The following is a 25582-nucleotide window of genomic DNA, read 5'->3' on the forward strand; positions in this document are numbered from 1 at the left end:
GATTGACTACCAACTTAACCAAATACGCAGCTTGGTGAGCGGTTTTCTAAACACATAGTAAAACAGAGAAGTTTGCTCCCCATATAACTTTGCTAAGCCCTTTTTTCCTAACCTGAGCGTCGCATTATCATTCACAAATACTGCTGTAAGGTGTAAAGCATATTGCCCATCTTGAGTAGGCCGGGCTTGGTAATCAATGCTCTGAACCTGCGCTTTAATTGGCGCACTAGGGTTGCTATCGAGAAAGTATTTCACACTAGAGCCTGCTGTGATACCAATCACATCTTCAAGGGGTAAGCGCACCTCAAGCTCAATCTCATCCGGATTGGCGATGGTCATGAGAGGTTCACCAAGCGTCATGGGCTTGCCCAGCCAGTCGCCCGCATCATCAAAAATAGCGACGCCACTGTGAGGTGCTCTAAATTCTGTGCGGCGCAGCTGATCCTGCAAGTAGTTCATATCTGATTTGGCTTGCAGAAGTTTGCCTTCTAGAATGGCCAGAGTCGCCTTCCTCTGCTCATCAATGAACGACTGCTGTTGGGCCATTCTCAACTCTGCACCGGTTATCACATAAGTCTGATGCGCGCTTTCTAATTCTTGTGTTAATGCTTGAGCATTCAACTTAGCGACCAGTTGACCTTGCTTAACCTGTTCATTGGGTTTAACCAATAGCTCGCTGATCACCCCTTCAATGGGGGCTCTTAACACACTTGGCTGCTGCGGTACGATATCCGCCGGAGCGATAACAGATTGTTGAACAGGGAGCGATAAAACCCCAATCGTCGCAAGCAGGCCCAGCAACCACCACAGTGCGGATTTTTTCCGCTGCCCTTTGGGCTTTTTAGCGCCAGTTAACCCAATCCAAGCGTGGCCGTAGGCTTCTAGCAGAAAGCCTAATAGTTTTTTGTCTCGTAGGTTTAGCGGGGTTGATCTTGATAATAATAAAGCCCCGATTAAATCCCCCTTGGCAGATTTAATCGGGAGCCAAATGAATCGTGTAGAAAAGTATTCCGAACCTTGTTTTGCATCTTCAGGACTTAAATCTGCCACTTCAATAGCATGGATTCTATCGGCTTTCTCTGTTTTCGCGATCCCAGATAACACACGATTTAACCAGCTGCAAAAGGGGGCATTGGAATCGACATCAACTAAGCCTGATGCGCCTTCTACTTTTTTAGAGCCAAACATCCACAACAAACTTTGCTGAAAAGGCACTAATAACTGCGTGTCATTCAGGCAGATAAATTGCCATTCTTGTAAATTTTCCGCGCCCCGTATTTTTTGCTCTAACTGCACTAACGTGAGCAGCGTTTCCTCTACCGTAACGGCCTTTTGATCCTTTAGGCTGATCGTCATCTCACGCTCTCAGTTGTTGATGTCCATTGAGACGGATCGAAATAAGCGTTGCCACTCATTCCGGGAATGAGGCGCACATTTGGCGTCTTTAGGATCTCCCCAAACACCGTAAAAGACTGACTAAGCGGGTCTATGACTGCGCCTAAACGCGTTACCTTGGCGTTATACATTTGCTGAGTTTCGTCCAATTTAACTTGGAAGGCGTGCCCAATTTTTATATCGCTAATCCAACGAGATGGGACTATTAAAGCGACCTCAAAGACTTTGCTGTTGTAGACTTCGAGAATCGGTTCGCCTTCCGATACGAACTCGCCTTGCTGTACTAAACGTTTAACCACACGACCATTAAAAGGGGCGTAAACACCACATCGGTTGACCATTATTTCACCAATACGACGCTCGGCTTGCGCCATCAAGGCATCGGATTCAGCTTGATTGACTTCCATCACACTGATTGACTGCAAATTGTCTAAGCGCTTAGCAACGGCTCGCTTTTGTTCGGCGGCTTGCGCCGCCGCTTTGGCATAATCCAGCTTGGCTTTATAAATGTCACAATCAAACTCAACGAGCGTTTGCCCCTTTTTAAAACTTTGGCCTTCTTTTAAGGTCAGTGTTTTAATCCGACCAGAGAGCTGGCTGGATAGCACCGCTCTGTCTTTGGCGTTCAACTGCACTCGAATAGTCGGCTGAGATACCCACTTCGCGCCAAGCGGTTCATTGTCTTTTAACAAGGTATTTGCATTTAAGACACCGCTTAACATCATGCCAAGAACAAACGTAACACACGATCTAGTACGACAATAAACACTCATGGCTGGACGTAATTCGTATAATCAATGATGGCCGTTTCTTGTAAAGAATCGCCAGTGGACAGCATCACCAGTTGTGGCTTCGGTATTTCTTCTTTTGGCTTAGTGTCGGTCTTTTCATATTGATCTGACAGGTTGCCTAATGCGCCGTTCAGAGCGACCTGTGATGCAAGTGCTTCGTCTGAAATGCGGCCTTGCTGAAGTAATGCATCTTGATGCGCAATTGACGCTGATAAGGTTTCAACACTGGTGTCTGCAATGGATTTCGGTAATGGATCAAGCCCAGCGGCTTTGTAAATCGCGCCATATGCACTTTGCATCATAGCGAAGCTTTGATCTCGGTTACGTTTCGCCAGCACGCTTTCTGTCGCGATACGGACACGTTCAACCAAAGATTGGGTGTTATTTTGATACGCTCCCGTACTTTGCACAAAAATGGCGTCTTGAATCCTCGACAGCTCAGCCGTACGTTGAAATTGATTATCGGCTTGTTTGTACTGTTGCCATGCGAGGTTAACCTGAGTTAGAACCGCCATTCTCAATGCTTGACGACGTAAATCTGCAATTTTTTCTTTTGCTTCACCAACGCTTTTTACATCGCTATAGGAAAACGCACTGAGTAGATTCCAACTAACTTGGACACCTGCATCGGCCCAATCATTGTTCAAGGAGTAACTGTTACTATTGTAGTGAGCACCGACAAACAAAGATGCGCCGGGCAACAAACGCATTAGTGAAGAGCGCGTCTCTAAGACCGTGTTTCTTGCACGATAAGCTTCTTCATTGATTTCTGGTCGATTGACCATAGAAAGTGTCTCAAGCTCTTCCAGCTGATAAGGCAGCGCTAACGGCTGAGTACTTTGAGAGGCTAGCTCATATTGCGTTGCGGGTGGAAGGTTCATTAAACCTGCTAAACGAGATTTGGACGCCGCTAGATCGCCTTCCAGCGTTTCCAAACGACTGATCATTTCGAGCAAGCTTTTCTGATATTTCAAGGATTCTAATGGCGAGATCAAACGCTCAGCGGCGGTTTGCTTGGAGGTTTCTAACGCACTGTAGGCGTCTTTTAACGTACGTTTTACCAGCGGCTGAAGCTCTTGAGCTTTCACTGCTTCCCAATACGCACCTCGTACATTTTGAATAATATCGGCGACCACACTGCGACGTCTTTCTTCTGCGGCAAGGACATTGTTCGCCTGTGCTTTCGAGCCAAAATACCCAATCCCAAAGTCCAGAACATTCCAAGAAACGCTTAAATCTGCCGATGACGATTGCTTATCTTGGCTAGTAGAAGACACCAAGGACTCAGTGCCTGTAGCAATCGATTTACTCGATGATGCGGCTTCGTTATTTCGTGCTGTCCATCCTGCACTGGCGGCCACTTTTGGCAACATATCAAAGCTTTGCAGACCCAAAATATTGTCTTGCGCCAATTTTTCCATCAAGGCGAGACGTTCTTTAAGGTTGTATTTAACGGCTCTCGCCATTGCTTCTTCAAGGCTGATTGGCTGTGTAATTGGCTCTTGATCCTGAAACATGGCTTTTCGGTCTGCGTCCACCAATGCTAATTTTTGCTCAAACGTAATGGGCGTTGGTGTGACAGAGCAGGCCGTCAGGCTGAATAAAATGGCACCTGCAACCGCCGTACGATGTAACGTTTTATACTCTAATACTTTGCTTTTTATAGTCACGTTATAAACCTTTTAATTCCATCATTTACAATTCTTAAGATGCCGCCGTCAGATCATTCAATAACAGCTTGTTAATGTTAAAAACACTCAGCGAACTCGCGTCATTCACCTGTTCTGAGAAAGGCGCGTTATTCACTTGGGCATGGCTGCCGGATTCCAATTTCACTTCTACGGGTATCACTGACGTCTCACCATTTTCATCAACTACAAGCACATGCAGCTCTATTTGTTGAGTGTCTCCAAGCACGTCCTTGTCTAGATTCAGCCGACCCGTCTCAAGGTCATATTCAACGCCTTCTGGCAACCCAATACCATCTGCCGACATCACCGCAAGAATGGCTTTTTCCTCTTCTGACATCACACTGTCTAGTAATGAAAGTTGAGCGTTACTTATGCCTTGCGACCATTCTATGGACGTTGATCTATAGGACTGCAATGACGTTGTAGACTCGGTTTGTGCGCTGTCTAATCGAGTATTTTCAGTAAACGAAAGTGACGTGCTAAATGAATCGGAACCAAGGGTCGATGTGATAAGGGCGGTATTTGCAGAAACATCCATGCTGCTTACTTGGTTGTCTAGTGAAGAAATATTTTGTGAATCGAACTGAGTAAAGTACTGCATTGCCGCTTCGCTTGGACTCACTGTCGTGCTACTTGGACTCACTGTCGCGCTACTTGGATTAGCGGTCGTTTCGCTCGCGTCTATTTGAGACGAACTGGGCGATGAGGGAACCACCATAGATTCCACCGTGAGCGTCACTTCAATTTGAGCGCTCTGACCTTTCGTATCGGTGGTTTGTATGACCACTAAAAATTCACCTGACTCGACCGCATTGCCAGAAATGACCAAGGTGTCTGAGTTAAAGCTTAAACCGTTTGGTAACCCAGTGACTTGCCACGTTAACGTGTCATTAGAGGCATCGGAGAACAATGTATCCGGTAGCTGGATACTTACGGATTCCGTTTCCGTGATATTGGAAAATTGATAACTGTCTGCAAGCTGTGGCGGTAGATTTTCTGCGACATTTAGCGCTATTTCGACAGAATTACTCGATGCGTCGCCGTCATTAATTGAGACGGTAAAAGACAAGGTGGCCGCTTGCGTGAGTGAGGCATTTTCAAAGGTTAGGCTTCTTGCTAGGGCGTTTACTTGATCTTGCGTTAGCGCGGATGAGATCGCGACTGAGAGAGTACCGTCATCATTTACAAAGCGGCCAACCACCTCGCCTTGATACAATAAATTTTCACCGTCCAGTGTAAACTCACTGTCGCTTGCCAAACCGAAGGTATCGGAGGCATTGATGGTCGAACCTGAAAGCGTAATGGTTAGGCCTGAGTAATTGTCAGAGGCTGACATTTCTTCATCAAAAATGGTCAGTTCAGGAGCCAATACAACTGCATCAAAACCGATTTCATACAAGGACTCTTCACGCCCCGTCGCATCATAAATTGCAACGACATCAGTACCTTGCAGGAACACATGGCCGGCGTCCGAAATAGAAAGATACGCTCCCTCAGACGACGCTCCTTGCATAATGCCCGCCTGCGTTAAGGATCCGTCTTCACCGATAATATAGCGGTATAAGCTGCCGTCAGAGGTCAATACGAACAACTTCTCATTATCCGCAGACACGACTAAATCCGATAGGTTTTCGACAAGAATGGCCTCGTCAGTAACCAGTAAAAAGGATTCGCTTTCAGCATCATACGAATAGGTATAAATACTCGTATCGTTCACCACATAGATGTATTCACCGTCGTCTGTTGCCGCCACATGTGTGGTTGAACTCAATATGGCACTATTGCCAGCCGAGTCTTCACTGCCATCACGAATGTAAGCTTTCCATTCAAGGCCGGATTCCTCTTGTTCAAATACAATTAGCGTTGAGGTACGAAAATTAGTGGTTACGAAGACATAATCTCCCGAAACAGTCAGGCTGCTAGGGTTCCACAGGTAGGGGGAGCTCCACGCATCGGCTATCTTTTGCACAAAGCTTAATTCACCGGTTTCGGCGTCACGAGTCATTTCACTTAACGCTGTACTGTTGATGTAATAAAAGTGCAGTCCATCTTCTGATAAGACAATGTCTTGAACGCCACTCACGGTGATTTCGTTGGTTTCATAGTCAGCAACAATTACTTGAGTATTCGACAACACAAGATCTTCTGATAACGAATACACGGCGATAACATCGCCCTCATTGCCAAGCAGATAAAGGTTTTGACCATCGGCCGTGGTAATTAATTTATCCACGGAATCAACACCATCAACGGAGGTTAGGGTGCTTTGATATTCCCATTCGCTGCTTTCATCGTTGAGGGTAAAGACCGCAATGTTGCCACTGCTGTCCGCCACATAAAGCACACCGCCGTCACTCGACACATTGGAAGCGCTAACATCCGTAAGCCCTTCGGCCGCACTTAACGTCTCAGTTAAAGACATTTCACCCGCCGCAATGGAAGCGTCTTGGGTAACCTCAGGCGTATCGTTGAGCGCTGTAATGTTAATTTGAGCCATCAGGATATTTGACGTGAGGCCAAATTGATCCGACAAGGTCACGGACACATTGACTGTCGACTCAGGCGTTTCGCTGCTGTTTTGGTATTGAATTTGGTTGAGAACATTTTGCACGTCTTCTGTGGTAGGGACAGTGCCGTTATCTTCCGTAAAGGTAATGGTTAAAACCCCACCCTCATTTGAAACAGTGGCAATCACCACACCGTCTTTTGTCAAAGAACTTCCTGTTAAAGCCAGCCCATTTGCCTCTTCAAATACCAGCTGATCGCTCGACGTTACGTCGGCTATAGACACAATTAATTCAGCACCGTGATAATTACCTGCCCCGTCGTTGTAGGCGTCCATTTGCGAATCTGTTAGAACAGCATCGGGGAACACTGACGTGGCGGCACCATTTTCTGTGTAAGCGATCTGATTGGTTGTGCTGGTTATGGTTGGAGCAACATTATCTTCATCTGCGGCGGCTAAGGTGATTGTGGTCGTACCATCGTACAAAGTGGTCGTTTCACCGATATCCGACTGGCTTGTGTACTCGATAATACTGAGGCTTACGGTTCGTTCTCCACTCGTGTCATCCCCCGTATATTTATAAGCAATACCGTCAATAACTGACGCCGCATTTTCGGAAGAGTCCATGATATAAAGCGTCACCGTCACGACACCATCTTTTTCTGTGATGGAGTACGATGTATTGTCCACCGTTTGGGATGTTCCTGAAAAAGCTTCTAAGGTGATCTTACCCTTGCCTACTTTTAGTAGGTCATCGGCGGTGGCTCCTGTAATGGCGATCTGAACTTTCCAGATGGTCTGGTCTGCTTCTATGGTTTCGATGCTGGTATCGCTAAACAAGAGAGTGTAATCATCGCCAGTCTGGTAGGTTATCTCGTTTGTGGTCGTGGAGATCTCCGCCGGATTATTCACCCCGATCAAATTCACTTGAACATTCACCGAGGTTTCATTACCGTCCCCGTCATTGACCGTGATTGAAAAACTAGGACTGGCGCCATTCGCTACCGGATCATTACTTGAGTTGGAATAGGTGATTTGACGCAACACTTGTTGTGCCGTGGCTTGAGACGTTGAAGCCGTAAAAGACACGGTTAACAAATTGTCTACCACCGTGAATGTCGCGATTTCACTTCCATCCTTGAGAATCTTTCCGTCTTCAAGTGTTAGGCCATTCGCCTCTTGAAAACCGAATTCGTCTTCTACTAACGCGCCAGATTCGCGGGTGATGGTGTAGCTGGCACCCTGATAGTCATCCAGTGCGTCCAGCTCCGAATCACTGATGATGCCAGTGGGCAGCAATAGCGTACCTTGTTCATTTTCGGTGTAAGACGCCGCAGGGACATCAAAACTAAACGATAAAATGCCATCACTGATCACCACAAACAGTTTTGAATGATCTGCGCTTAAATAGGCTTGAGTGATGCTAGAAAAGTTCGCACCGAGATCGTTGTCAGAGCCATCAATAGTTTGAACTGCCGTTAGGTCAGCAGTGTCATCTTGCAAGAAGACATCTATGTATGCGCCCATAACAAAAACGCCCGTACCGTCTTCCGACACTAAAATGGTTCTGGCTTCATCGGACACAGAATAAGTATCCGCCAAGGTCAATTCACCGGCATCGTCGTACGTCATGACCAATAAACTAGAGCCGTCGTTATCATTCAACGCATAGATGGTTTGACCGTCAGCAGAAATTTTTACCGAATTGATAAAATACTGATCGTCTTCTCCCGTTACGGAGCTGACGTAGGTAAGTGTGCCGTCGTCGTTTACATCAAAGAGTGTCACCGCATTCGAACCACCACTGGCTCCCACCACCAGACGAGTACCGTCTGCACTAATCGCAATACTGTTTGCGCCTGTTAGCCCAGAAACGCCTTCCGTATCATTGCTATATTGCGCAACAAGAGACAGCGACCCTTCATCATCTGACGATAAAACAAGGACTTGGTCGCCTCCCGTGACGTACAAATAATCGCCGGAGGTTTCTATATCGAAGACAAAACTGGATACGCCATCAATACCAAAGTCGGTTATTTCAGTACTGCTCAGGCGTGTTAACTCGCCCGTCTGCGTATCTCGACTAAACACAACCAAGCTGTTGTCGTCTTCACCAAACACATAGAGGTAGTTTTGATCAGACGACATACTGATCAAACTGGCACCCGCCAAGCCTTCGTTTTGTACCACTTGGTCGTTAGTATAAGTCTCTAAATTGAACACAGACGTGTAGTTGTAATAGCTTTGCACTAAGGTTAATGAGCCATCTTCCGCCACGCTAAACACACTTAAAACGGAGGAATCAGTGCTCCATGAACTTGAGTTACTGCTCACTGCATAGACAAAATTGCCGTCTTCAGAGACAGACACGTCTTCGGCCGCAGCCAATACATTAGAATACGTGCTTGAATCGTAATCGTTCGTCTCGTCGACATAATCAATGTTGGTTGACTCCACTTCCAAAGTGGCGGCCCCAGCAGCATCGAACATCATTCTCTGCTCAAGGGCAAAGACCCCTAATGAACGCGATGGTTTGGCAAACAACATAGCAATACTCCTGCTTAGTGAATCTTTTTCCTGACGTTTTTTACTTTATTAAGCGTACGTAATAATTCTGTCGAATCTCTTCTGCGATCTCTTCAAGTGAGTTGTCGATTTGGCTTTTTCCTTCGACAAAGCTAGATGCGTCAGCGAAATACAGGCCACCACCGCCCCCTGCACATTCTCGTAATCCTGGGCCTGCAATATCTGCAAATAACGTCCTGCTGAAATCTGCTGGGTCGCCCGGGCGAACACCGATGAAGAAAAACTTAATATTCTTATCTCTAAAACTCCGGCACACATCGTGGAAGCGCTGCGTCGCAAAGGCTTTAGCTGAGCCTGGCCCCGTTGAATCCAAAGCTTGATCACGGTTGAAGTTATAAGCATCCGTGTCGAACCACTCTCCGGCTGTATTTGCCAGCATCACAATCACCTTCACATTGCTCTTGCTTTTACTGAAGTCGAGCGGTAATTCGCTGTCCCCCCAGCCAGAGCTTCCGCGCATGTTTGGTGAGAGCGCATGGCCGGCCCAACCCATTGCAATGGCATAATTGACGTTGAATCGAGTCGACATTTCATCAAGGCGGCCATCAATCGCGTCTAAGTCATTTGTTAAGGGTAGGAGTGGGGCATTAGGGCAGCCTTTATCCGCAACAATCCAGCGAACATCCTCAGCCACCGAGCTTGGCCATAAGCTGGGGTTAGGGCCTACCCACGAAATGGGCGTCGCGCCGGGACTGCCGTTTTGAGGGAGGTCATGGCGGTAATACACCCCGAATTGACTGTCAGGTTGTTGATCCCAATTGAAATTCTCTCCAGCCCCCAACCCACGATACATACAAAGCAATTTCGCTACGCGATCTGGAAAACGGGGGTCCGCTAAACTGCGGACTTTTCCGGTCTTAAATAAGCTGCGCAATTCAGGTGGGTTCAAGGCTCCGGCGGCCGCCCATCTGGAGATTCGTTCCGGATCATCAGCATCATAGACATTCACGGTCTGACTAAATGGCACTAAAGACAGCCAGACTTTTTGTGCGCTATTAGATGCATCCGTATCTTCCCCAAGAAGGTTTCGAGCAAAATTCTTCCCCAGTTTTCGCAAAGCGACCAGCTCAGGTTCATCCTCTGTTAGGGTATTCGGCAATAACAAGGCGACTTCTGTGGGAGTAGACACCACTTCAACCTTTGAAGAAATAACCTGATCTTCCGTCTGCGCATTCAATAAATCAGATTGAGTTTTAAGTGTGACGGTAACGGTAAAAGTAGGGTGGCCATCGTTCGTACCCTGCGTGACAGAAATGGAAGTTGTATCAATTTGATCTATAAGGCCTGAATCCATACCAAGGTTATTCAGCACATAGCCTTGGGCAATGGAATCTAGATCGGTTTCATCATCGTTGTTGTTTCGCAGTTGTATCTGACCAATCGCAAGGGCGGCAGCGTCAGTAGCGCGTTTTAGCTGGCCAGCGGTATTCACCATTCGAACCGTATCAAACGCAAATGAAAGCCCCACGAGCGCGCCCACTAATATCAACACAATGAAAGGTAAAGCCGCGCCAGAATCGCTTCTTAAAAAAGTGTTTAATGCATTTCGTGTGCTCGAAACATGGGTATGCAGACAACGGGTTTTCATCAACAGCGAAACTCTTAAGAGTGATTAAAAATAATGTCGGGAGAGGTTAGTGCAGATGATTACTATTCGCAATAAAATAACGATTTGGCTTTATTAATAATCATTAATATTTGTTCGTCGAAAAGCAGCAGAACGCTTGAATGTACCGTTACAGCGGAGAGGGAAGAGGGTCTTTCTTTCACCCGCGCCCTTTAAGGGACGGGTGACATGATCTCAACCAAAAGGAAGGGAGAGACCAAATAAGCGTTAGAAGGAATAAAAGCGAGAAGAAGCAAAACTCGAAAAGCCGTTGCGGCTGATGCGAATAGCTTATCGAGAAGGCTTTCTTTTTCCAGCAGGCTTTGGAGCACTGCGCCCAGCAGGTGGTCTGCCTTTTGTTCCTGGTCCTGTTTTACCTTTTGGAGCGGGTTTGCCGCTGCCTTTGTGATGCGGTGGTTTTGAGCTGTTCGGCTTTGAACTGTTTGGTTTCGAGCTTCCAGGCTTACCTTTAGCAGGCGTGTTAGGTCGATTGCCGCTTTTCGGTTTTTCGTTTTGGCCCGTTCCGCGTCTTGCTCCACCAGTATTCTTACCGTTTGCACTGCGATTATCTGAGCGGTTCCCAGAATGTCGATTGCCTTGTGGCTTGGGTTTTCTCGGGTTCTTCGCAGGTGGGTTTGTTGTATCCGAATCGGCGGTCAGCTGAACGAGCGTTGTCAGCTCTTTTTTCGTCAGATCGCGCCAATCACCAAGTGCAAGCCCTTTGAGTGAGACATTCATGATACGCACACGTTCAAGGCGCGTAACTTCGAAACCAAAATGTTCCGCCATACGGCGAATCTGGCGGTTTAAGCCTTGAACAAGCGTAATGTTGAACACATAGGTCGATTCTTTAACCACTTTACACTTTTTCGTGACTTGTCCAAGAATCGGCACGCCGTTCGACATTCCATCAATAAATGCTTGAGTGATGGGCTTGTTCACCGTGACCAGATATTCTTTTTCATGATTGTTCGCGGCGCGGAGAATCTTATTCACCAGATCGCCATTATTGGTCAGAAAGATCAGACCTTGCGAATCTTTATCAAGACGGCCAATCGGGAAAATCCGAGCTCCGTGTTTCACAAAGCTGACAATATTGGACGGTTCGCTGGATTCGGTCGTACTGACAATGCCAACAGGCTTATTTAAAGCAATAAAGATCAGATCTTCGGCTTCTTGCGGCTCAATGGTTTGGCCGTTAACTTTGACTAAATCACCCGGTGATACCTGATCGCCTGTTCCAGCACGCTTACCATTGATGAAGACATTTCCCTGATCGATAAAACGGTCGGCTTCGCGCCTTGAGCACAAGCCGCTTTCGCTGATGTATTTATTGATACGGATCGAGGTTTTAAAGTTCATCTTATGGTGTGCCTTCGGGGTGAATTATCTGTATTTTCTTGTGTTCTAAGAGGACGGTCTGTTCGCCGTACTAACCTTTGAAACCTTTACCAACAAGATACACTTCGCGAGATCGAGCGCGAGACGAATCTGGCTTGCGTATTACAACGGTTTGAAAGTGCTTACGTACTTCTTTAACGAACTCGTCGTAGCCTTCACCGTGAAAGACTTTGACCGCAAAGCTGCCTTTGGGCTTCAGTACCTGAGTCGCCATATCCAACGCAAGTTCTACCAAATAGATAGAAGACGCCTGATCTGAAGAAGAGATACCGCTTAAATTTGGAGCCATATCTGAAACAACAACATCGACAGGGTCGCCGTTTACCGCCACCATGATCTCATCAAACACACTTTGTTCGGTAAAATCACCCTGAATAAATTCAACGCCAGCAAGCGAATCCATCGGTAATATATCCGACGCGATCACCTTGCCCTTGTTGCCAACGAGCTTCGATGCGATCTGTGACCAACCGCCCGGCGCTGACCCCAAATCCATCACCAAATTTCCGGGCTTGATCAGCTTATCCTTATCGTTTAATTCTAATAACTTGTAACTTGCTCGTGAACGGTAGCCATCGACCTGAGCTTGTTTAACGTAAGGGTCGTTGACATGTTCGTCTAGCCAACGGTTGCTGCTTTTGGATCTCGCCATGATATCGTCGTATTACTTTATTGCTGAGTGAAGCGCTCATTGTACCTTAAATAGAGTGAAATGTGGGTAGGGCGTTGGAGAGAGTCTCTCCTTGTTTTCCGGTTTTCTGCGCCGTGATAAGAGCACTGACTTACTGCCAACGGGCAGGTATAATGCAGCCTTCAAAACTACTGCTCTCTTATATCTTATGAAACTAGACAACATTAAAAAGCTACACCAAAAGAAGTATCGTCAAGAGCTGGGTCATTGTCTGGTGGAAGGAGAGCATCTGGTACTGGAGCTGGAAAAAGCGGCCAAAAATAACCCGGCCTTGAACGCATCAAAGCTCTACGTTACACCCGCTTATCAGGATTGGCCGACCCGTTTTGAGAAACACGACGTCACAGAACGTCAGATGGCGACCATCGCAGGGACAAAAACACCACAAGGTGTGCTTGCCGTTGTGCCAATGGAAGCGATTCAACCGGCACAAGACACATCGTTGGCCGCAATCTACCTGCATGAAATACAAGACCCCGGAAATCTGGGCACGATCCTTCGCACATTGGCTTGGTTTGGTGGCTTTCGTTGCTTATTAAGCCCCGGCAGTGTGGACCCGTTTAACCCCAAAGTGATTCGCTCTAGTATGGGCGCGGTGTTTCACGTGCCAATGGAACTGGATGTATCAATCGACACGTTACCAGAACGCTTCGCCAAAATCGGCTGCCTTGATATGGAAGGGGAAACCTTAAGCTCACCAGAGTTCAAAGCTTGTGATTGCTATATCTTTGGCAACGAAGCACGCGGCGTACCGCGAGAGAAACTGCAAGCGCTAAAAGCGCAACCGTTTACCATCTCTGGTGTTGGTTTAATCGAATCTCTAAACCTCGCCACCGCGGTGAACCTCAGCGTGTATGAACGTCAGCGATAGATCTTGTTAAGACTCTTTCTTCAGCACAAACATATGGTAGCCAAACTCACCCAAGTAACGTTCATAAATCGCAATTTCGCGCTCTAAATCGGCGATTGCGGCGGAATCAGGCATGCTGGCTTTAACATCGGCAACACGTGCTTTTAATGGTTGGTAATAGTCAAACCACGCTTGTTCACTGAGAGTGAAGTGATCGATCACGTCAAAGCCAGCTTGCTGCATTTGCGCTAAGCGTTTCGTTACCGATTGCATGTCAGCGTATTCACTCTTCCAGAACTTTATCGCATCGCTACTTGGGTTGTCAGTTAACCAGACTAAATCACTGATCACCATACAGCCGTTTTCTTTAAGTAACGGTCGCCACTGTGTTAACGCTTGTTCGACTCCCATAACGTAAGCAGAACCTTCCGACCAAACACAATCAAAGCTTGAAGGAGAAAACGGCAGCTCCGTCATACTGGCGCAGAAAAGAGAAACGCGTGCATCTAATGCTTGCTCAGCGAAGCGTTCACCAAGAGTATCGAGCGCGCTTGGCTCGTTATCCACAGCGATGATCTGCGCCTTTGTATGTTGTGCTAACAGGCGGGTAGAAAACCCTTTACCGCAGCCAATATCAATGATGTTTGCAGGCGTGATGGGCAGCATTGATAATGCTTTTAACGAGTCGGCATCGGTGCTTGGCCCCCAACGCTCTAACGTTTGGAACACCGTCATAAAGTCAGCCATGTATTCATCATGCTCATTCATATCGTTCTACAACCTTCTTAGATGTTGGGCTTGCTGTTTATTAAGACCTTTAAGTTATAATGTCAGGTAGCAAGAGTATAGCAGGGTGACAAACGACGACGTTATAGAGGGGTCAAAACTTTGATGAAGAACCGCTGTAAAAATCGATTGGCTTACGGCTGATTTAGAGAATAGATGCGGTAGATAAGGTCTACAGATTGTGACCTATAAAGTCACTTTGTGCAGAGCTCTTACCGCTGGTTTTTCCTGTTCAGTAAGACGCATGGACGAGTACTCAACTAGATTTAGAGAGGGATCAATTTGGCGAACATAGTCAGAGGCTAACCACTTCTCATCATAGCTAAAGCTGAAATGCTCTTTACCTCTAATTTCAGACGAGCGTAATGTACCGACCAATATTGGGTCAGTTAAGTCTGTCCAATCAGCATAAACGTAGATTTCCATAATGCGGCGCTCTTATTTTTTATTCAGCAATTGGATGTCTTGCAGCTTTCTTCCCAGCTCGTCATCAAATGCAACTTTGGTTAGGTCGTCCAATAGGCCGAGGGAAGCTAATACGTTGACATAGTGACCAAGTGAAACGGAAGGATCGCCCTTTAAAATTTTTCGTAGCGTCGGTTTAGAGATCCCTGTTCTGCTGTGCATCATTTCTTGTGTAATGCTACGTCGCTTCATCGCCAGCGTTAAATTTTCGCCCAAGATGTTTAACACTTTTTTGTGTTTTGGGAAAACGACAGCGGTACGCTTTGTTTTTGATTCGATAATATTCATAGTGAAACTATAATTTCTCTAATGGCTGTTTTGTGAAAGTATAGTTTCGCTATCTGCTTTAAGCAAATTGACAGTTTGATGTTATTAGGCGCACCGATGTGAAACTAAAATTACCTTTTTATATTTATTGTGAAGCTATAGTTTTCTTTTGGTTCGGTTTTAAGTTGTCACCCATCAAATGGCTAAAAGTGCGAAGTAGAGTGAGCTGAGATCTTAAGAGTTTAAGTCGATCCATTCTTCTTTTTTCGACATGGTTTATCAGGCTAAAGTTTATACATATGCAAAGTGACATGTATAAAAAAACCGTTTTTCTATACATGTTAATTTCTAACGAAATGTAACAGACCAGTGAGGACTGTTTTGAAAAAAGAACTGCATGAACCCAGCCATTCAGCGGGGTATGAGTTGAGGTAACAGTGTAAAGCTTGGCGGCTACTTTGGTTTTATTATCCTGAAATGAATGAACGCGTTACCCAAAAACTATAATTTGGAACTGCATTGGCTACTTCACTTTTTGAAAAAAATTTTCCCACAGGATTTGCTTAATCTAACAAGACGGCAACCGAAAAAGCGAGCTAAAGTTGGTATGAGCGCAGACACGCAGATAGAGCTACTTTTCAAATTGGAAGCTGTGTTTTATGGGGGGCTTGAATAAGTTTTTATACGCATAAAAGTGCTGTGGTGCTCTAGTCGAGTCTAAAACAGCCCCTCAATAGCTCTCTTTCTTCTTTACTGCTAACTCATAGGGCTATTCATCGTGCGCGAATACCAATACTGTCGATTCGTGCGTTTGGTTAGGGTAGAAGACAATATACTGGTTAGGCGGTTGAGTTCTTCGTCTTCTATATTGTGTGATTAGTTGATGCGGTTGTTACGTCTAAATTCAGTCGCTAGTCGAGAGTGCTTTGCTGTTGTTTTACTTCTTCTATAAAGTCTGATAATTCACTTAGTTTGTGTTCCACAACATGCTTGACTCTCTCTAGGTTGAGATTTTGGTAGTCGCTCACGGCGATGTCTCTAACACCAACCATTTTTTGTAGGTTGTCGGCCAATTGAGCTGAAAGTAGCCCTACTTTTTTGAGTTGTTCAAAACTGTCCACACCACTTTGTGGAACACCTGTTTTGTGGTGTTTGTTGAGAATGTTGGCGATGTCGATACTGGCTTCACAAGCCCGTTGGAGGTTGAAGATGACGGAGTCTTGGCGGGTTAAGTCGTTTTCGAAGTGAGAGGAAGCGAAATACACTTCTTCGATGCGTTTTACTGCATGTTCAATAGAAGCAAATTTATGGTGAATAGCATCACTAATCAAAACCATAAAATGCTCCTATTGAATTCTGGAAGGTAATTAAAACAGCCCGAATGACTTACTCAATATTCTGAATCTGTTCTCTCATCTGTTCAATCAATACCTTCAATTCCACCGCGCTCTGTGTCGTTTCGACCACGATAGACTTAGAAGAAAGCGTATTCGCTTCGCGGTTGAGTTCTTGCATTAGGAAGTCCAAACGGCGGCCGATAGGGCCTTTTTGTTTAAGTTGGCGGCGGACTTCTTTGGTATGAGTGATTAGGCGGTCAAGCTCTTCGGCGACGTCGGCTTTTTGTGCCAAAAGGACGATTTCCGCTTCGACGCGCATTGGGTCAAGTTCCGCTTTAGCATCGGCCAGTTTGTCGAGTAGGTTTTGTTTTTGCGCGGCGATGATGGTTGGTAGCTTTTCTTTTACATCAGCAACAATCGCGTCGATGCTTGTTAGGCGTTGTTCGATGATCTCGACCAGTTGTTCGCCTTCACGCAAACGCATTTGAATCATTTCGTCGACGGTCTTGTTGAACAGCTCAACAACGGCTTTTTTCATTGCTTCTGCATCGTCGCTGGTGTCGCTTAGGATGCCCGGCCATTGTAAAATTTGCAGTGGAGAAGGGGTTTTGATGCCATCGAACCAAGTACCCAGCTCTTGTACAGCGTTGGCCAGAGCTTGTGCGTTGTCTGGGTTAATGGTTAGGCTGGTGGCCGCTTTATCGACGGCTTGAAAACGAAGCTGGCATTCCACTTTGCCTCGATTTAGCTTTTTACGCAGTACATCACGGAAGCTGAACTCTAACTCACGAAAATTTTCAGGCAGGCGGAAATGCGGCTCAAGGTAGCGTTGGTTTACCGAGCGAACTTCCCAGCTGATTGTACCCCAATCGAATACAGCCTCTTGGCGTGAGAAAGCGGTCATGCTTGCGGTCATATGTATCACCTAATTGCAGTTTATTTAAAGGCGGATAGTGTACCGCAAATGATCTGGATAGGTCAGATGGTCAAGTATGAAATTTCGGGAAGTAAAATGACTTTTGGTTCGCTATAATGGCGCTTCCATTGAATTAAGTAGAGAGACAAGTATGCGTCCAAGTGGTAGAGCAGCAGATCAATTGCGCCCAATGAAGTTCACCCGTAATTTTACCAAACACGCGGAAGGTTCCGTGCTGGTTGAGTGTGGTGATACTAAGGTCATCTGTACCGCGACGGTTGTGCCGGGCGTTCCTCGTTTTTTGAAAGGTAAGGGACAAGGCTGGATTACTGCTGAATATGGCATGTTGCCGCGTTCGACACACAGCCGTATGGATCGTGAAGCTGCGCGTGGTAAGCAGGGCGGTCGTACTGTTGAGATTCAACGTTTGATTGGCCGTTCTTTACGTGCTGCCATCGATCTTAAAAAACTGGGTGAAAACACCATTACGATCGACTGTGATGTGATTCAGGCAGACGGCGGTACGCGTACCGCGTCTATTTCAGGTGGTTTTGTTGCACTTGCAGACGCCGTGAAAACCTTGGTAGAAAAGAAGAAGCTGAAAGAAAACCCGATTGTATCTCAGATCGCGGCGATCTCAGTCGGTGTATACAAAGGCACGCCAGTTTTAGATTTGGATTACCCAGAAGATTCCAATGCTGAGACAGACATGAACGTGATCATGAACGATAAAGGCGGCTTTATCGAGATTCAAGGCACGGCTGAAGGCGCAGCGTTTGGTGATGAAGAGATGCTGGGCATGTTGTCTGTTGCTCGTAAAGGCATTAACGAGATTATGGAAATGCAACGCCAAGTATTATTTAACGAGGCAGAATAAGAGCTTCAGACTCTCTTTAATCTCTGTTGACGAAAGGAGCCATTGGCTCCTTTTTTTTGGTTCATTTTTAGTAAGGTCGTTTTTTCGTTTTGTTTCGCTGTTTGTTATTTGAACATTCGTAGGATTAGATGGTAGAGAGATATTGATTCAATATGTCACCCAGTTTGATGTTTTTTGCGCCTAAATTTGAGACCGGTCTGTGTCAAACTTGTACCGTTTATCAATGAATACCAACAATAAAAACAAGAGGTGAAAAACCATGAAACGAGCGTGTTTTAGAAGGGTTATGGGCTCTGTTGTTTCTATCAGTGCTCTTGTAGCTATGAATACGTTGGCTGCCTCGCCGATTGAAGGGGTTTGGCAATTGAATCAAGAGGGTGATATTTCCAAACAGCTAGAGCGCTCAGTTGACGAAGTGGTGGCAGATATGAACTTCTTTGTTCGCTCATTTGCCCGCCCCATTCTGAAAAAAGAAACAAAAGTATGCGACACATGGCAGATACTGCTCGATAGCAAAACCGTTCTTTGGCAATGTGGCGACGAGTCAGCACAAGAGTTGCCTGCCAATGCTCTTCGCTATGAGACGAAGGCTGAAGATGATAAAGACAGAACGATTTACAATACTGTCCAGTTTGATGAAAAGAGCCTAACCATCGAGCTTGCTTCTGACCGAGGAACGCGCACCAATTATTGGCTGCTGACCGATCCCAATACATTGGAATATACTGCGACACTGGAGTCGGAAAAGTTGCCCAAACCGCTTACTTGGACGCTTACTTATAAACGCTGATTTAAAGACTTGCTTCTGTCTCCCTCTTAAGTAAGGGGGAAAAGCGGCACAGCAACTCTCGCAGGTGTGCGCCCTTATTATTCGCACAAATCGAAATCAAAAAGCAGAAATTGAAATAGCGAACAAAGCATTTTCATCCGACACTTGAGAGGTTTAAGATGGCGAATACGGGTTCGGTTGCAATGGACTCTCTGTACCTTGCTTTTGGGCCGTTTGTTTGAAAACAATAATAAGGATTTTGTATGAAATACGGTTTACCGCTTATCGCGCTTACGTTCAGCTTGAACGTCTTGGCTCACGATCACATCATTCCTGCGACACCTTCCAGTTTTGAAGACTTCCCGTTCAGCACAGTGTCCACTGACGGCATTGAAACGTTGAATGCTCAAAGAGACCGACGTTCTTTGCGTACATTTACGAAGGTGAAGTATGCGCACAAATCGGATATGGATTTGCACCTTACCATTATTCGACCAGAGCTTAGACGAGTGCTGGGTGAAACAGAGGAAAATAGCCAATTTCCAATGATCGTTTATGTTCCAGGCTCTGCTTGGTTTAAACAAGATATGGACAATGGATTAGCGCAACTTGCTCGTTTCGCTGAGCGTGGTTATGTGGTCGCGATGGTAGAGTACAGGCCGTCACCTCTTGCTCCGTTTCCAGCACAGGTAGAAGATACCAAAACCGCGATTCATTATATGAAGGCTCATGCTAAGCAATATTTGGGTGATCCTAATAATATGATTGTTTGGGGGGATTCATCCGGCGGCCATACGTCTGCGATGGTGGGTGCAACGCTTGATACGCGTGATTTTGACGACACGACAAAACCTGCGATTACCTTAAAGGCGGTTGTGGACTACTACGGACCAACAGCCATCGATAAGATGAACGAAGAGCCGTCCACTTACGATCATATTCAGCCGAATTCGCCAGAAGGTATGTTATTGGGTGGGGTAAATGTTTTGGAGAACAAAGATAAAGCCAAGCTTGCCAACCCTATGCACTATGTTTCCAGCACAGAAAATATGCCACCGTACTTGATTGTTCATGGTGACAAAGATCGATTAGTCCCTTTTGGACAAAGTGTGATGTTGTTTGAAACGTTAAAAAAGCACAAGCAACCTGCGCGCATGATTCGATTGCACAATGCAGATCACGGCAGAGCGCCGTATTGGCAAGATGATATGCTCGATATTGTGGATAATTTTATACAACGTAATATTGATTAGAGCGTTAACGCGTTTTGATCAAAGATAAGAAATAATAAAGAAGAATTAAAAAAGCCCTGACAAGATAACTTGTCAGGGCTTTTTAGCATTACGCAGAGTTAAAGAAGAGTCTTAACGCTTAACTGCGCCAGATGGAGCGAATGCTGCAACGTCTACTGGAGAGTTGTTTTGGAAGTATTCAACCAATACATCTGCATCAACATAGCCAGAGTTCACGTAGTTAGGGTGATCCGTTACTTTAGGGTAACCGTCGCCGCCTGTTGCTACGTAGCTGTTAATCGCGATGCGGTACGTTTTACCTTCTTCTAAAGGCGCACCGTTTACCTGAATCTCAGTTGCACGGCCGTCTTTAAGCGTTAGAGCAACACCTGCGAATTGAGCGAAAGCACCGCTTCCTTGTTGCTTCGCAGCAACAACAGATAGGTAATCTTTAAGCTCTTCAGCCGTTAGATCAACGTAAGAGATCGCGTTACCGAAAGGCTGTACTTTCAATACGCTTTTGTAGGTGATGTCGCCTGCTTCCATGTTGTCGCGAATACCACCAGAGTTCATGATGCCGATGTCTGCGCCAACTTTGTCCATCATTGCAGTAGCAATCAAGTTACCTAGGTTAGTCTCGTTGCTACGAACAACTTTACGCTCACCTACTAGGTCAGCCGTTGCGTAACCGATTTTAACATTAAGCTCTGCTTGGCCTTTTTCTTGGAAAGGTGTCAGCATTTCTAGCATTTCAGCGTTTTCAGGAATTTCTTTCTCGATGAATACGCGCTTCTTAGTGCCGTCAGCCTGTTTCACTTTCTTCTTCAAGTTAACTGGAATGAGTCGGTAATCTGGAGCTACGATTTCGCCGTTTTTGAACGTGAAGTCTAAACGACCCACGTATTTACCCCACTCGTATGCCTGAAGAATGAGTGTGCCATTTTGCACATCAGGTTCGAACAATGGGTTTTGAGAGTGACCACCAACAATGATGTCGATGCCGGGTACAGAGCGGGCTAGTGTTACGTCACCCGGTGCATTACCACCGTAGTTGCCGTTTGCGTAGTGCCCCATGTGAGTCGCAGCAATGACGATGTCCGCTTTTTTGCGAAGCTCAGGAATCAAGGTTTTCGCCACTTCGACAGGCGATTTGATTTCTAGGCCTTCAAGGTATTCAGGGTTACCGATACGGATTGTATCATCGGTAGTGAAACCGACTACTGCAACGCGAAGGTCTTCAACTTGGAAGATTTTGTACGCGTCGAACAGAGGCTTGCCTGTTTCTTTGTCTAGGATGTTTGCAGAAAGGAATGGGAAACCCGCCCACTCTTGCTGTTGTTTAAGTACAGAGATCGGGTTGTCGAATTCGTGGTTACCCAATGCCATTGCATCGTACTTAAGCATGTTCATGCCACGGAAATCTGGCTCTGCGTCTTGTAGGTCAGACTCTGGAACACCTGTGTTGATGTCACCACCTGAAAGCAACAACGAGTTACCGTTTTCTAATGCAACTTCTTCACGAATGTTGTCAATCAGCGTCTTACGAGCAGCCATGCCGTACTCGCCTTTGCCGTTTTTCCAGAAGCGACCATGGTGATCGTTCGTATGAAGTATAGTTAGGTTGTACTCTTTATCTTGTTCCCACATTGGGCCTTCAGACGTACCAGACATAACTGAACAGCCAGCTACTGCCAGAGCAACGCCTGACACAGCTAGATGCGTAAAATAGCGAGTTGCTTTCATTATTACTTACCTTGCAGAGTTGTTAGTGATCCGTTTAACACTCGTTTGAACCAAACTGATTATGCGGTTTTTGTTTTGGACAAAACGACGTCATATCACTCTATCTCATAATTGTTACAAGTTCGAGTGCAAATAGCACAATAATTAACCATTTGATCAGATTTAGTAAGACTGAGGCCAATTTAAGGAAGGAATAAGCATAAAAAAAGCCCTATACCGTTTGATAGATACAGGACTTAAGGGTGATTTTTTCAAAATTGAACGTGTTTTAACAGTAAGTTGTTAGAACGGATATCTAGGTGGAGTGCTTTCTGCCAGTGGCTTGAGTAGACATTATTCTACTAAGGGCTTTGCTTCAGAATCGTGCTCATCTGCTTGTTCTTCATTGTTATTATATTTTCGTTTTTTGAGTAAAAAATACAATCGAGAGGCGAAAAAAACCAGCCCGAAGGCTGGTCGAAAAGTACATACTTAAGAGTATGTTGGAGTATTATTTGTCTAAACGTTCTTCGGTTTCGCAATCAAAGACAACGGCCTTAGACGTGTCGAACATCATGGCGATGGTGTCGCCTGGTTGAGCGGAGTACGCGGGGTTTGAACGACAGTTTACTTCGGCGTTTTCAATGCGTGTGACAATCATGGTGTCTGCTCCCATCGGTTCTGTAACTTCCACTTCGATGTCGGCTTTTACGACAAACTCTAAACCTTCTTTATGGGGCTGAGGTTCGGTGATCATCTCAGGGCGCAAGCCAAGTAATACGGTTTGACCAAGGTGACCGGAAAGAGCGTCAGGTTTAGGGAAGGGCAATACCACATTGGATTGAGTTTTTAGTGACAAAGCACACACACCGTTTTGTTCAACAACTTGCGCGGGAATAAAGTTCATCGCCGGTGAGCCCATGAAGCCAGCCACAAATAAGTTGGCTGGATCATCGTAGATTTCTTGAGGTGTACCAAGTTGCTGTACTTCACCGTCTTTCATGACCGCGATACGGTCTGCTAATGTCATTGCTTCGATCTGATCGTGAGTTACGTAAACAATGGTGGTGCCCAGCTTTTGATGGAGCTTTTTAATCTCGGTGCGCATTTCAACACGCAGCTTAGCGTCAAGGTTGGACAGCGGCTCATCAAACAGATACATTTTTGGTCGACGTGCCAATGCGCGACCCATAGCTACACGTTGGCGTTGTCCGCCTGATAGTTGCGCGGGTTTACGTTTCAGTAAGTGTCCAATTTGCAGCATGTCTGCCACGCGAGAGACTTCCTTTTCGCGTTCTTCTTTAGGGACTTTACGCATTTCCAAACCAAAGGAAATGTTCTCTGCAACGGTCATGTTTGGGTACAGGGCATATGATTGAAAAACCATTGCGATGTCGCGGTCTTTCGGGCTTGCAAAGGTGACGTCTTGCCCATCGATCATAATGCGACCATCGCTTACTTCTTCTAGACCCGCAATCGAGTTCATAAGAGTCGATTTACCACAGCCAGACGGACCAACTAGAATTAGGAACTCACCCGTCTCGATGGAAATATTGATGCCTTTTAGGATCTCATTTTGACCGTAACGCTTTTTAACATTTTCAATGACTAAATTTGCCATGTTTTTACTCCAGAATACTGTAACGAGCGTGCCGTCTTGTTGGCTCAGCTCTCATGAAACTCACCTGAATCAGTCGGCGTGTGCTTCGAATAAAATGTGATTAACCTTTTACCGCACCAGCGGTTAAACCGCGGACAAAGTATTTACCTGCCAATACATAGACGAGTAATGTAGGTAATGCGGCGATGATGGCAGCAGCCATGTCGACGTTGTATTCCTTACCGCCAAAGCTGGTATTTACCAAGTTGTTCAGTGCGACCGTTACAGGTTGAGTATCAAACCCTGAGAAGGCGACACCAAATAGGAAGTCGTTCCAGATTTGTGTGAATTGCCAAATGATCGTTACGACAATGATCGGAGTCGAGATTGGCAAAATAATACGATAGAAAATGGTAAAAAAACCTGCTCCATCTAAACGCGCTGCTTTTACCAATTCAGCCGGAACCGCTTGATAAAAGTTACGGAAGAACAGCGTCGTGAAGGCAACACCGTAGACGACGTGAACAAACACCAGCCCTGATGTGGTGTTGGCGACGCCCAACCAGCCCAATGTCTTCGCCATCGGCAAAAGAATCACTTGAAATGGGATAAAGCAGCCCAGTAGTAAAGCGGCGAAGAAGAAGTTACTACCGCGAAACTTCCAGTGTGAAATAACATAGCCATTCAGCGCACCGACAATCGTAGAAATCAAAACGGCGGGAATAACGATCTGGAAAGAGTTAAGAAAGTAAGGCGCAATGCCTTCACATGTTCCGCCTGTACAGGCACCCGACCATGCTTTACCCCAAGCGTAGAAATCTAAGCTTGCTGGCAACGAGAGTAAGGTTCCTGTACGGATCTCTTCGACGTCTTTCAGTGACGTTAGCAGCATTACTATGAAGGGCGCTAGGTAAACGAATGCCATGGCAAGCAACGTTACATACAGTGCAACGCGCAGTACTTTATCGAGTGTAGAGGTTTGGCGTTTTGCAATATTACTCATGACGCTCACCTCGCAATTCTGAGTACAGGTATGGGATTAAGATGGCAAGAACACAACCCAGCATCACCATAGCGGAGGCGGAGCCGAGTCCCATCTGGCTGCGGTTAAAAGCGTGCGTGTACATGAAGTTAGCGGGAAGGTCTGATGAGTATCCCGGACCACCGTTTGTTAAAGACGCCACCAAATCAAAGCTCTTAATCGCAATGTGGGACAAAATCACTAAAGCACTGAAAAAGACGGGTTTCAGTGATGGCAAGATGATGCGACGATAGGTGGTGAAAATGCCTGCGCCATCAAGTTGCGCGGCTTTTATCATTTCGCCATCAACACCGCGAAGGCCTGCTAAAAAGAGCGCCATAACAAAGCCAGATGCCTGCCAAACGGCGGCAATAACAAGACAGTAAACCACCATGTCTGGGTCGCTTAACCAGTTGAATTTGAAATCTTCAAACCCAAACTCGATCATCATTTTCTCGATACCATTGGTTGGGTTGAGGAGCCATTTCCAAGCGGTACCCGTTACGATGAAAGAAATCGCCATTGGGTAAAGGTAAATGGTTCGAATGGCGCCTTCAGCTCGGATCTTCTGGTCTAGGAAAATGGCCAGCATAACCCCTAGAAACAGACAGATTAGGATGAACAATCCACCAAATACACCTAAATTCGACAGGGCAACCAACCAACGGTCGTTTTCAAAAAGGCGTTCATATTGAGCGGTACCGACAAATTTGTACGTTGGCAGCATACGCGAGTTGGTAAAAGACAGTACGGCAGTCCATATCATATAGCCGTAAATGCACACTATCGTCGTAATGACAGTCGGTGCCATAACCAGTTTGGGCATCCAGTCGGCCAAACTAAGGCGTGCAGGACGCCTTGACTGAGTCATTCCTGACCCAGAATTGGCGGATTTAGTAGTCATAATTGATGTTTCTTCGCTATGAAAGAGGTCATTTCAAAACGGTTAACTAAAAGCGTAACGATTTAAAATAATCTCTTTGAAAGAGTGAATTTAAATAAAACACAGAAGGGTTAAGATTCTCAACAGAGTTTGAAAAGCTCAATCCATCTGCGTTTTATTTAGAGTACAG

20 protein-coding genes are annotated in these 25582 nt (G+C 45.9%); 4 read left to right on the plus strand and 16 right to left on the minus strand.

Features of this window, described 5'->3' with window-relative positions; genetic code table 11:
* Window positions 1-6 precede the first annotated feature (6 nt).
* From DFP79_RS11635 to rlmE, 7 genes are all read right to left on the minus strand, one after another.
* Window positions 7-1356 carry an efflux RND transporter periplasmic adaptor subunit gene (locus DFP79_RS11635; RefSeq protein WP_133504104.1) on the minus strand — a complete coding sequence of 450 codons (1350 nt, stop codon included), beginning with the start codon at window positions 1354-1356 and terminating at the stop codon, window positions 7-9.
* Window positions 1353-2168, minus strand: coding sequence for an efflux RND transporter periplasmic adaptor subunit (locus DFP79_RS11640; protein WP_133504105.1), 816 nt, complete (start codon window positions 2166-2168; stop codon window positions 1353-1355). Before DFP79_RS11640 ends, DFP79_RS11635 begins: the two co-directional genes overlap by 4 nt.
* Window positions 2165-3856: a TolC family protein gene (locus tag DFP79_RS11645; protein ID WP_133504106.1), complete on the minus strand. Its 1692-nt coding sequence runs from the start codon at window positions 3854-3856 to the stop codon at window positions 2165-2167. Before DFP79_RS11645 ends, DFP79_RS11640 begins: the two co-directional genes overlap by 4 nt.
* 34 nt (window positions 3857-3890) lie before the next feature.
* A complete protein-coding gene (locus tag DFP79_RS11650; protein ID WP_133504107.1) occupies window positions 3891-8930 on the minus strand; it encodes a beta-propeller fold lactonase family protein in 5040 nt (1679 codons plus the stop codon).
* Window positions 8931-8970: 40 nt separating this feature from the next.
* Entirely contained in the window at window positions 8971-10557 is a 1587-nt protein-coding gene (locus tag DFP79_RS11655; protein ID WP_133504108.1) for a TadE/TadG family type IV pilus assembly protein, read from the minus strand.
* Between the two features lie 309 nt (window positions 10558-10866).
* Window positions 10867-11937, minus strand: coding sequence for a 23S rRNA pseudouridine(2604) synthase RluF (gene rluF, locus DFP79_RS11660; protein WP_133504109.1), 1071 nt, complete (start codon window positions 11935-11937; stop codon window positions 10867-10869).
* A 70-nt stretch (window positions 11938-12007) separates the two neighbouring features.
* Complete coding sequence (gene rlmE / locus DFP79_RS11665; protein WP_133504110.1) at window positions 12008-12628, minus strand: 23S rRNA (uridine(2552)-2'-O)-methyltransferase RlmE; 621 nt, start codon at window positions 12626-12628, stop codon at window positions 12008-12010.
* Window positions 12629-12815: 187 nt separating this feature from the next.
* Here rlmE and DFP79_RS11670 point away from each other — a divergent pair, with 187 nt between their 5' ends.
* On the plus strand, window positions 12816-13538 hold the full coding sequence (locus DFP79_RS11670; RefSeq protein ID WP_133504111.1) for a TrmH family RNA methyltransferase: 723 nt from the start codon (window positions 12816-12818) through the stop codon (window positions 13536-13538).
* A 6-nt stretch (window positions 13539-13544) separates the two neighbouring features.
* Here DFP79_RS11670 and DFP79_RS11675 read toward each other — a convergent pair whose 3' ends face one another.
* The 5 genes from DFP79_RS11675 to DFP79_RS11695 all read right to left on the minus strand — a co-directional run bounded on the left by DFP79_RS11675 (window position 13545) and on the right by DFP79_RS11695 (window position 17288).
* On the minus strand, window positions 13545-14285 hold the full coding sequence (locus tag DFP79_RS11675; RefSeq protein WP_133504112.1) for a class I SAM-dependent methyltransferase: 741 nt from the start codon (window positions 14283-14285) through the stop codon (window positions 13545-13547).
* Between the two features lie 204 nt (window positions 14286-14489).
* Window positions 14490-14729 (minus strand): hypothetical protein, encoded by a 240-nt coding sequence (locus DFP79_RS11680; protein WP_208111422.1) that lies wholly within the window; start codon window positions 14727-14729, stop codon window positions 14490-14492.
* A 12-nt stretch (window positions 14730-14741) separates the two neighbouring features.
* A complete protein-coding gene (locus DFP79_RS11685; RefSeq protein WP_133504113.1) occupies window positions 14742-15056 on the minus strand; it encodes a helix-turn-helix domain-containing protein in 315 nt (104 codons plus the stop codon).
* An 890-nt stretch (window positions 15057-15946) separates the two neighbouring features.
* Window positions 15947-16372, minus strand: coding sequence for a type VII toxin-antitoxin system HepT family RNase toxin (gene hepT, locus DFP79_RS11690; RefSeq protein WP_208111423.1), 426 nt, complete (start codon window positions 16370-16372; stop codon window positions 15947-15949).
* 49 nt (window positions 16373-16421) lie between these two features.
* Window positions 16422-17288: a YicC/YloC family endoribonuclease gene (locus tag DFP79_RS11695; protein WP_133504114.1), complete on the minus strand. Its 867-nt coding sequence runs from the start codon at window positions 17286-17288 to the stop codon at window positions 16422-16424.
* A gap of 151 nt (window positions 17289-17439) precedes the next feature.
* Here DFP79_RS11695 and rph point away from each other — a divergent pair, with 151 nt between their 5' ends.
* From rph to DFP79_RS11710, 3 genes are all read left to right on the plus strand, one after another.
* Window positions 17440-18165 carry a ribonuclease PH gene (gene rph / locus DFP79_RS11700; RefSeq protein ID WP_133504115.1) on the plus strand — a complete coding sequence of 242 codons (726 nt, stop codon included), beginning with the start codon at window positions 17440-17442 and terminating at the stop codon, window positions 18163-18165.
* 259 nt (window positions 18166-18424) lie between these two features.
* Window positions 18425-18955: a hypothetical protein gene (locus tag DFP79_RS11705; RefSeq protein WP_133504116.1), complete on the plus strand. Its 531-nt coding sequence runs from the start codon at window positions 18425-18427 to the stop codon at window positions 18953-18955.
* A 242-nt stretch (window positions 18956-19197) separates the two neighbouring features.
* Entirely contained in the window at window positions 19198-20187 is a 990-nt protein-coding gene (locus DFP79_RS11710; protein ID WP_133504117.1) for an alpha/beta hydrolase, read from the plus strand.
* A 111-nt stretch (window positions 20188-20298) separates the two neighbouring features.
* On the opposite strand, the gene ushA is transcribed toward DFP79_RS11710, so the two are convergent.
* From ushA to DFP79_RS11730, 4 genes are all read right to left on the minus strand, one after another.
* Window positions 20299-21909, minus strand: a complete 1611-nt coding sequence (ushA, locus tag DFP79_RS11715) for a bifunctional UDP-sugar hydrolase/5'-nucleotidase UshA (protein WP_133504118.1) — start codon at window positions 21907-21909, stop codon at window positions 20299-20301.
* A gap of 490 nt (window positions 21910-22399) precedes the next feature.
* Complete coding sequence (locus DFP79_RS11720; protein WP_133504119.1) at window positions 22400-23509, minus strand: ABC transporter ATP-binding protein; 1110 nt, start codon at window positions 23507-23509, stop codon at window positions 22400-22402.
* Between the two features lie 100 nt (window positions 23510-23609).
* Window positions 23610-24491, minus strand: coding sequence for a carbohydrate ABC transporter permease (locus DFP79_RS11725; protein WP_133504120.1), 882 nt, complete (start codon window positions 24489-24491; stop codon window positions 23610-23612).
* Window positions 24484-25413 (minus strand): carbohydrate ABC transporter permease, encoded by a 930-nt coding sequence (locus DFP79_RS11730; protein WP_133504121.1) that lies wholly within the window; start codon window positions 25411-25413, stop codon window positions 24484-24486. Before DFP79_RS11730 ends, DFP79_RS11725 begins: the two co-directional genes overlap by 8 nt.
* Window positions 25414-25582: the final 169 nt, after the last annotated feature.

This window comes from Marinomonas balearica, from assembly GCF_004362145.1.
Classification (GTDB): Bacteria; Pseudomonadota; Gammaproteobacteria; order Pseudomonadales; family Marinomonadaceae; genus Marinomonas; species Marinomonas balearica.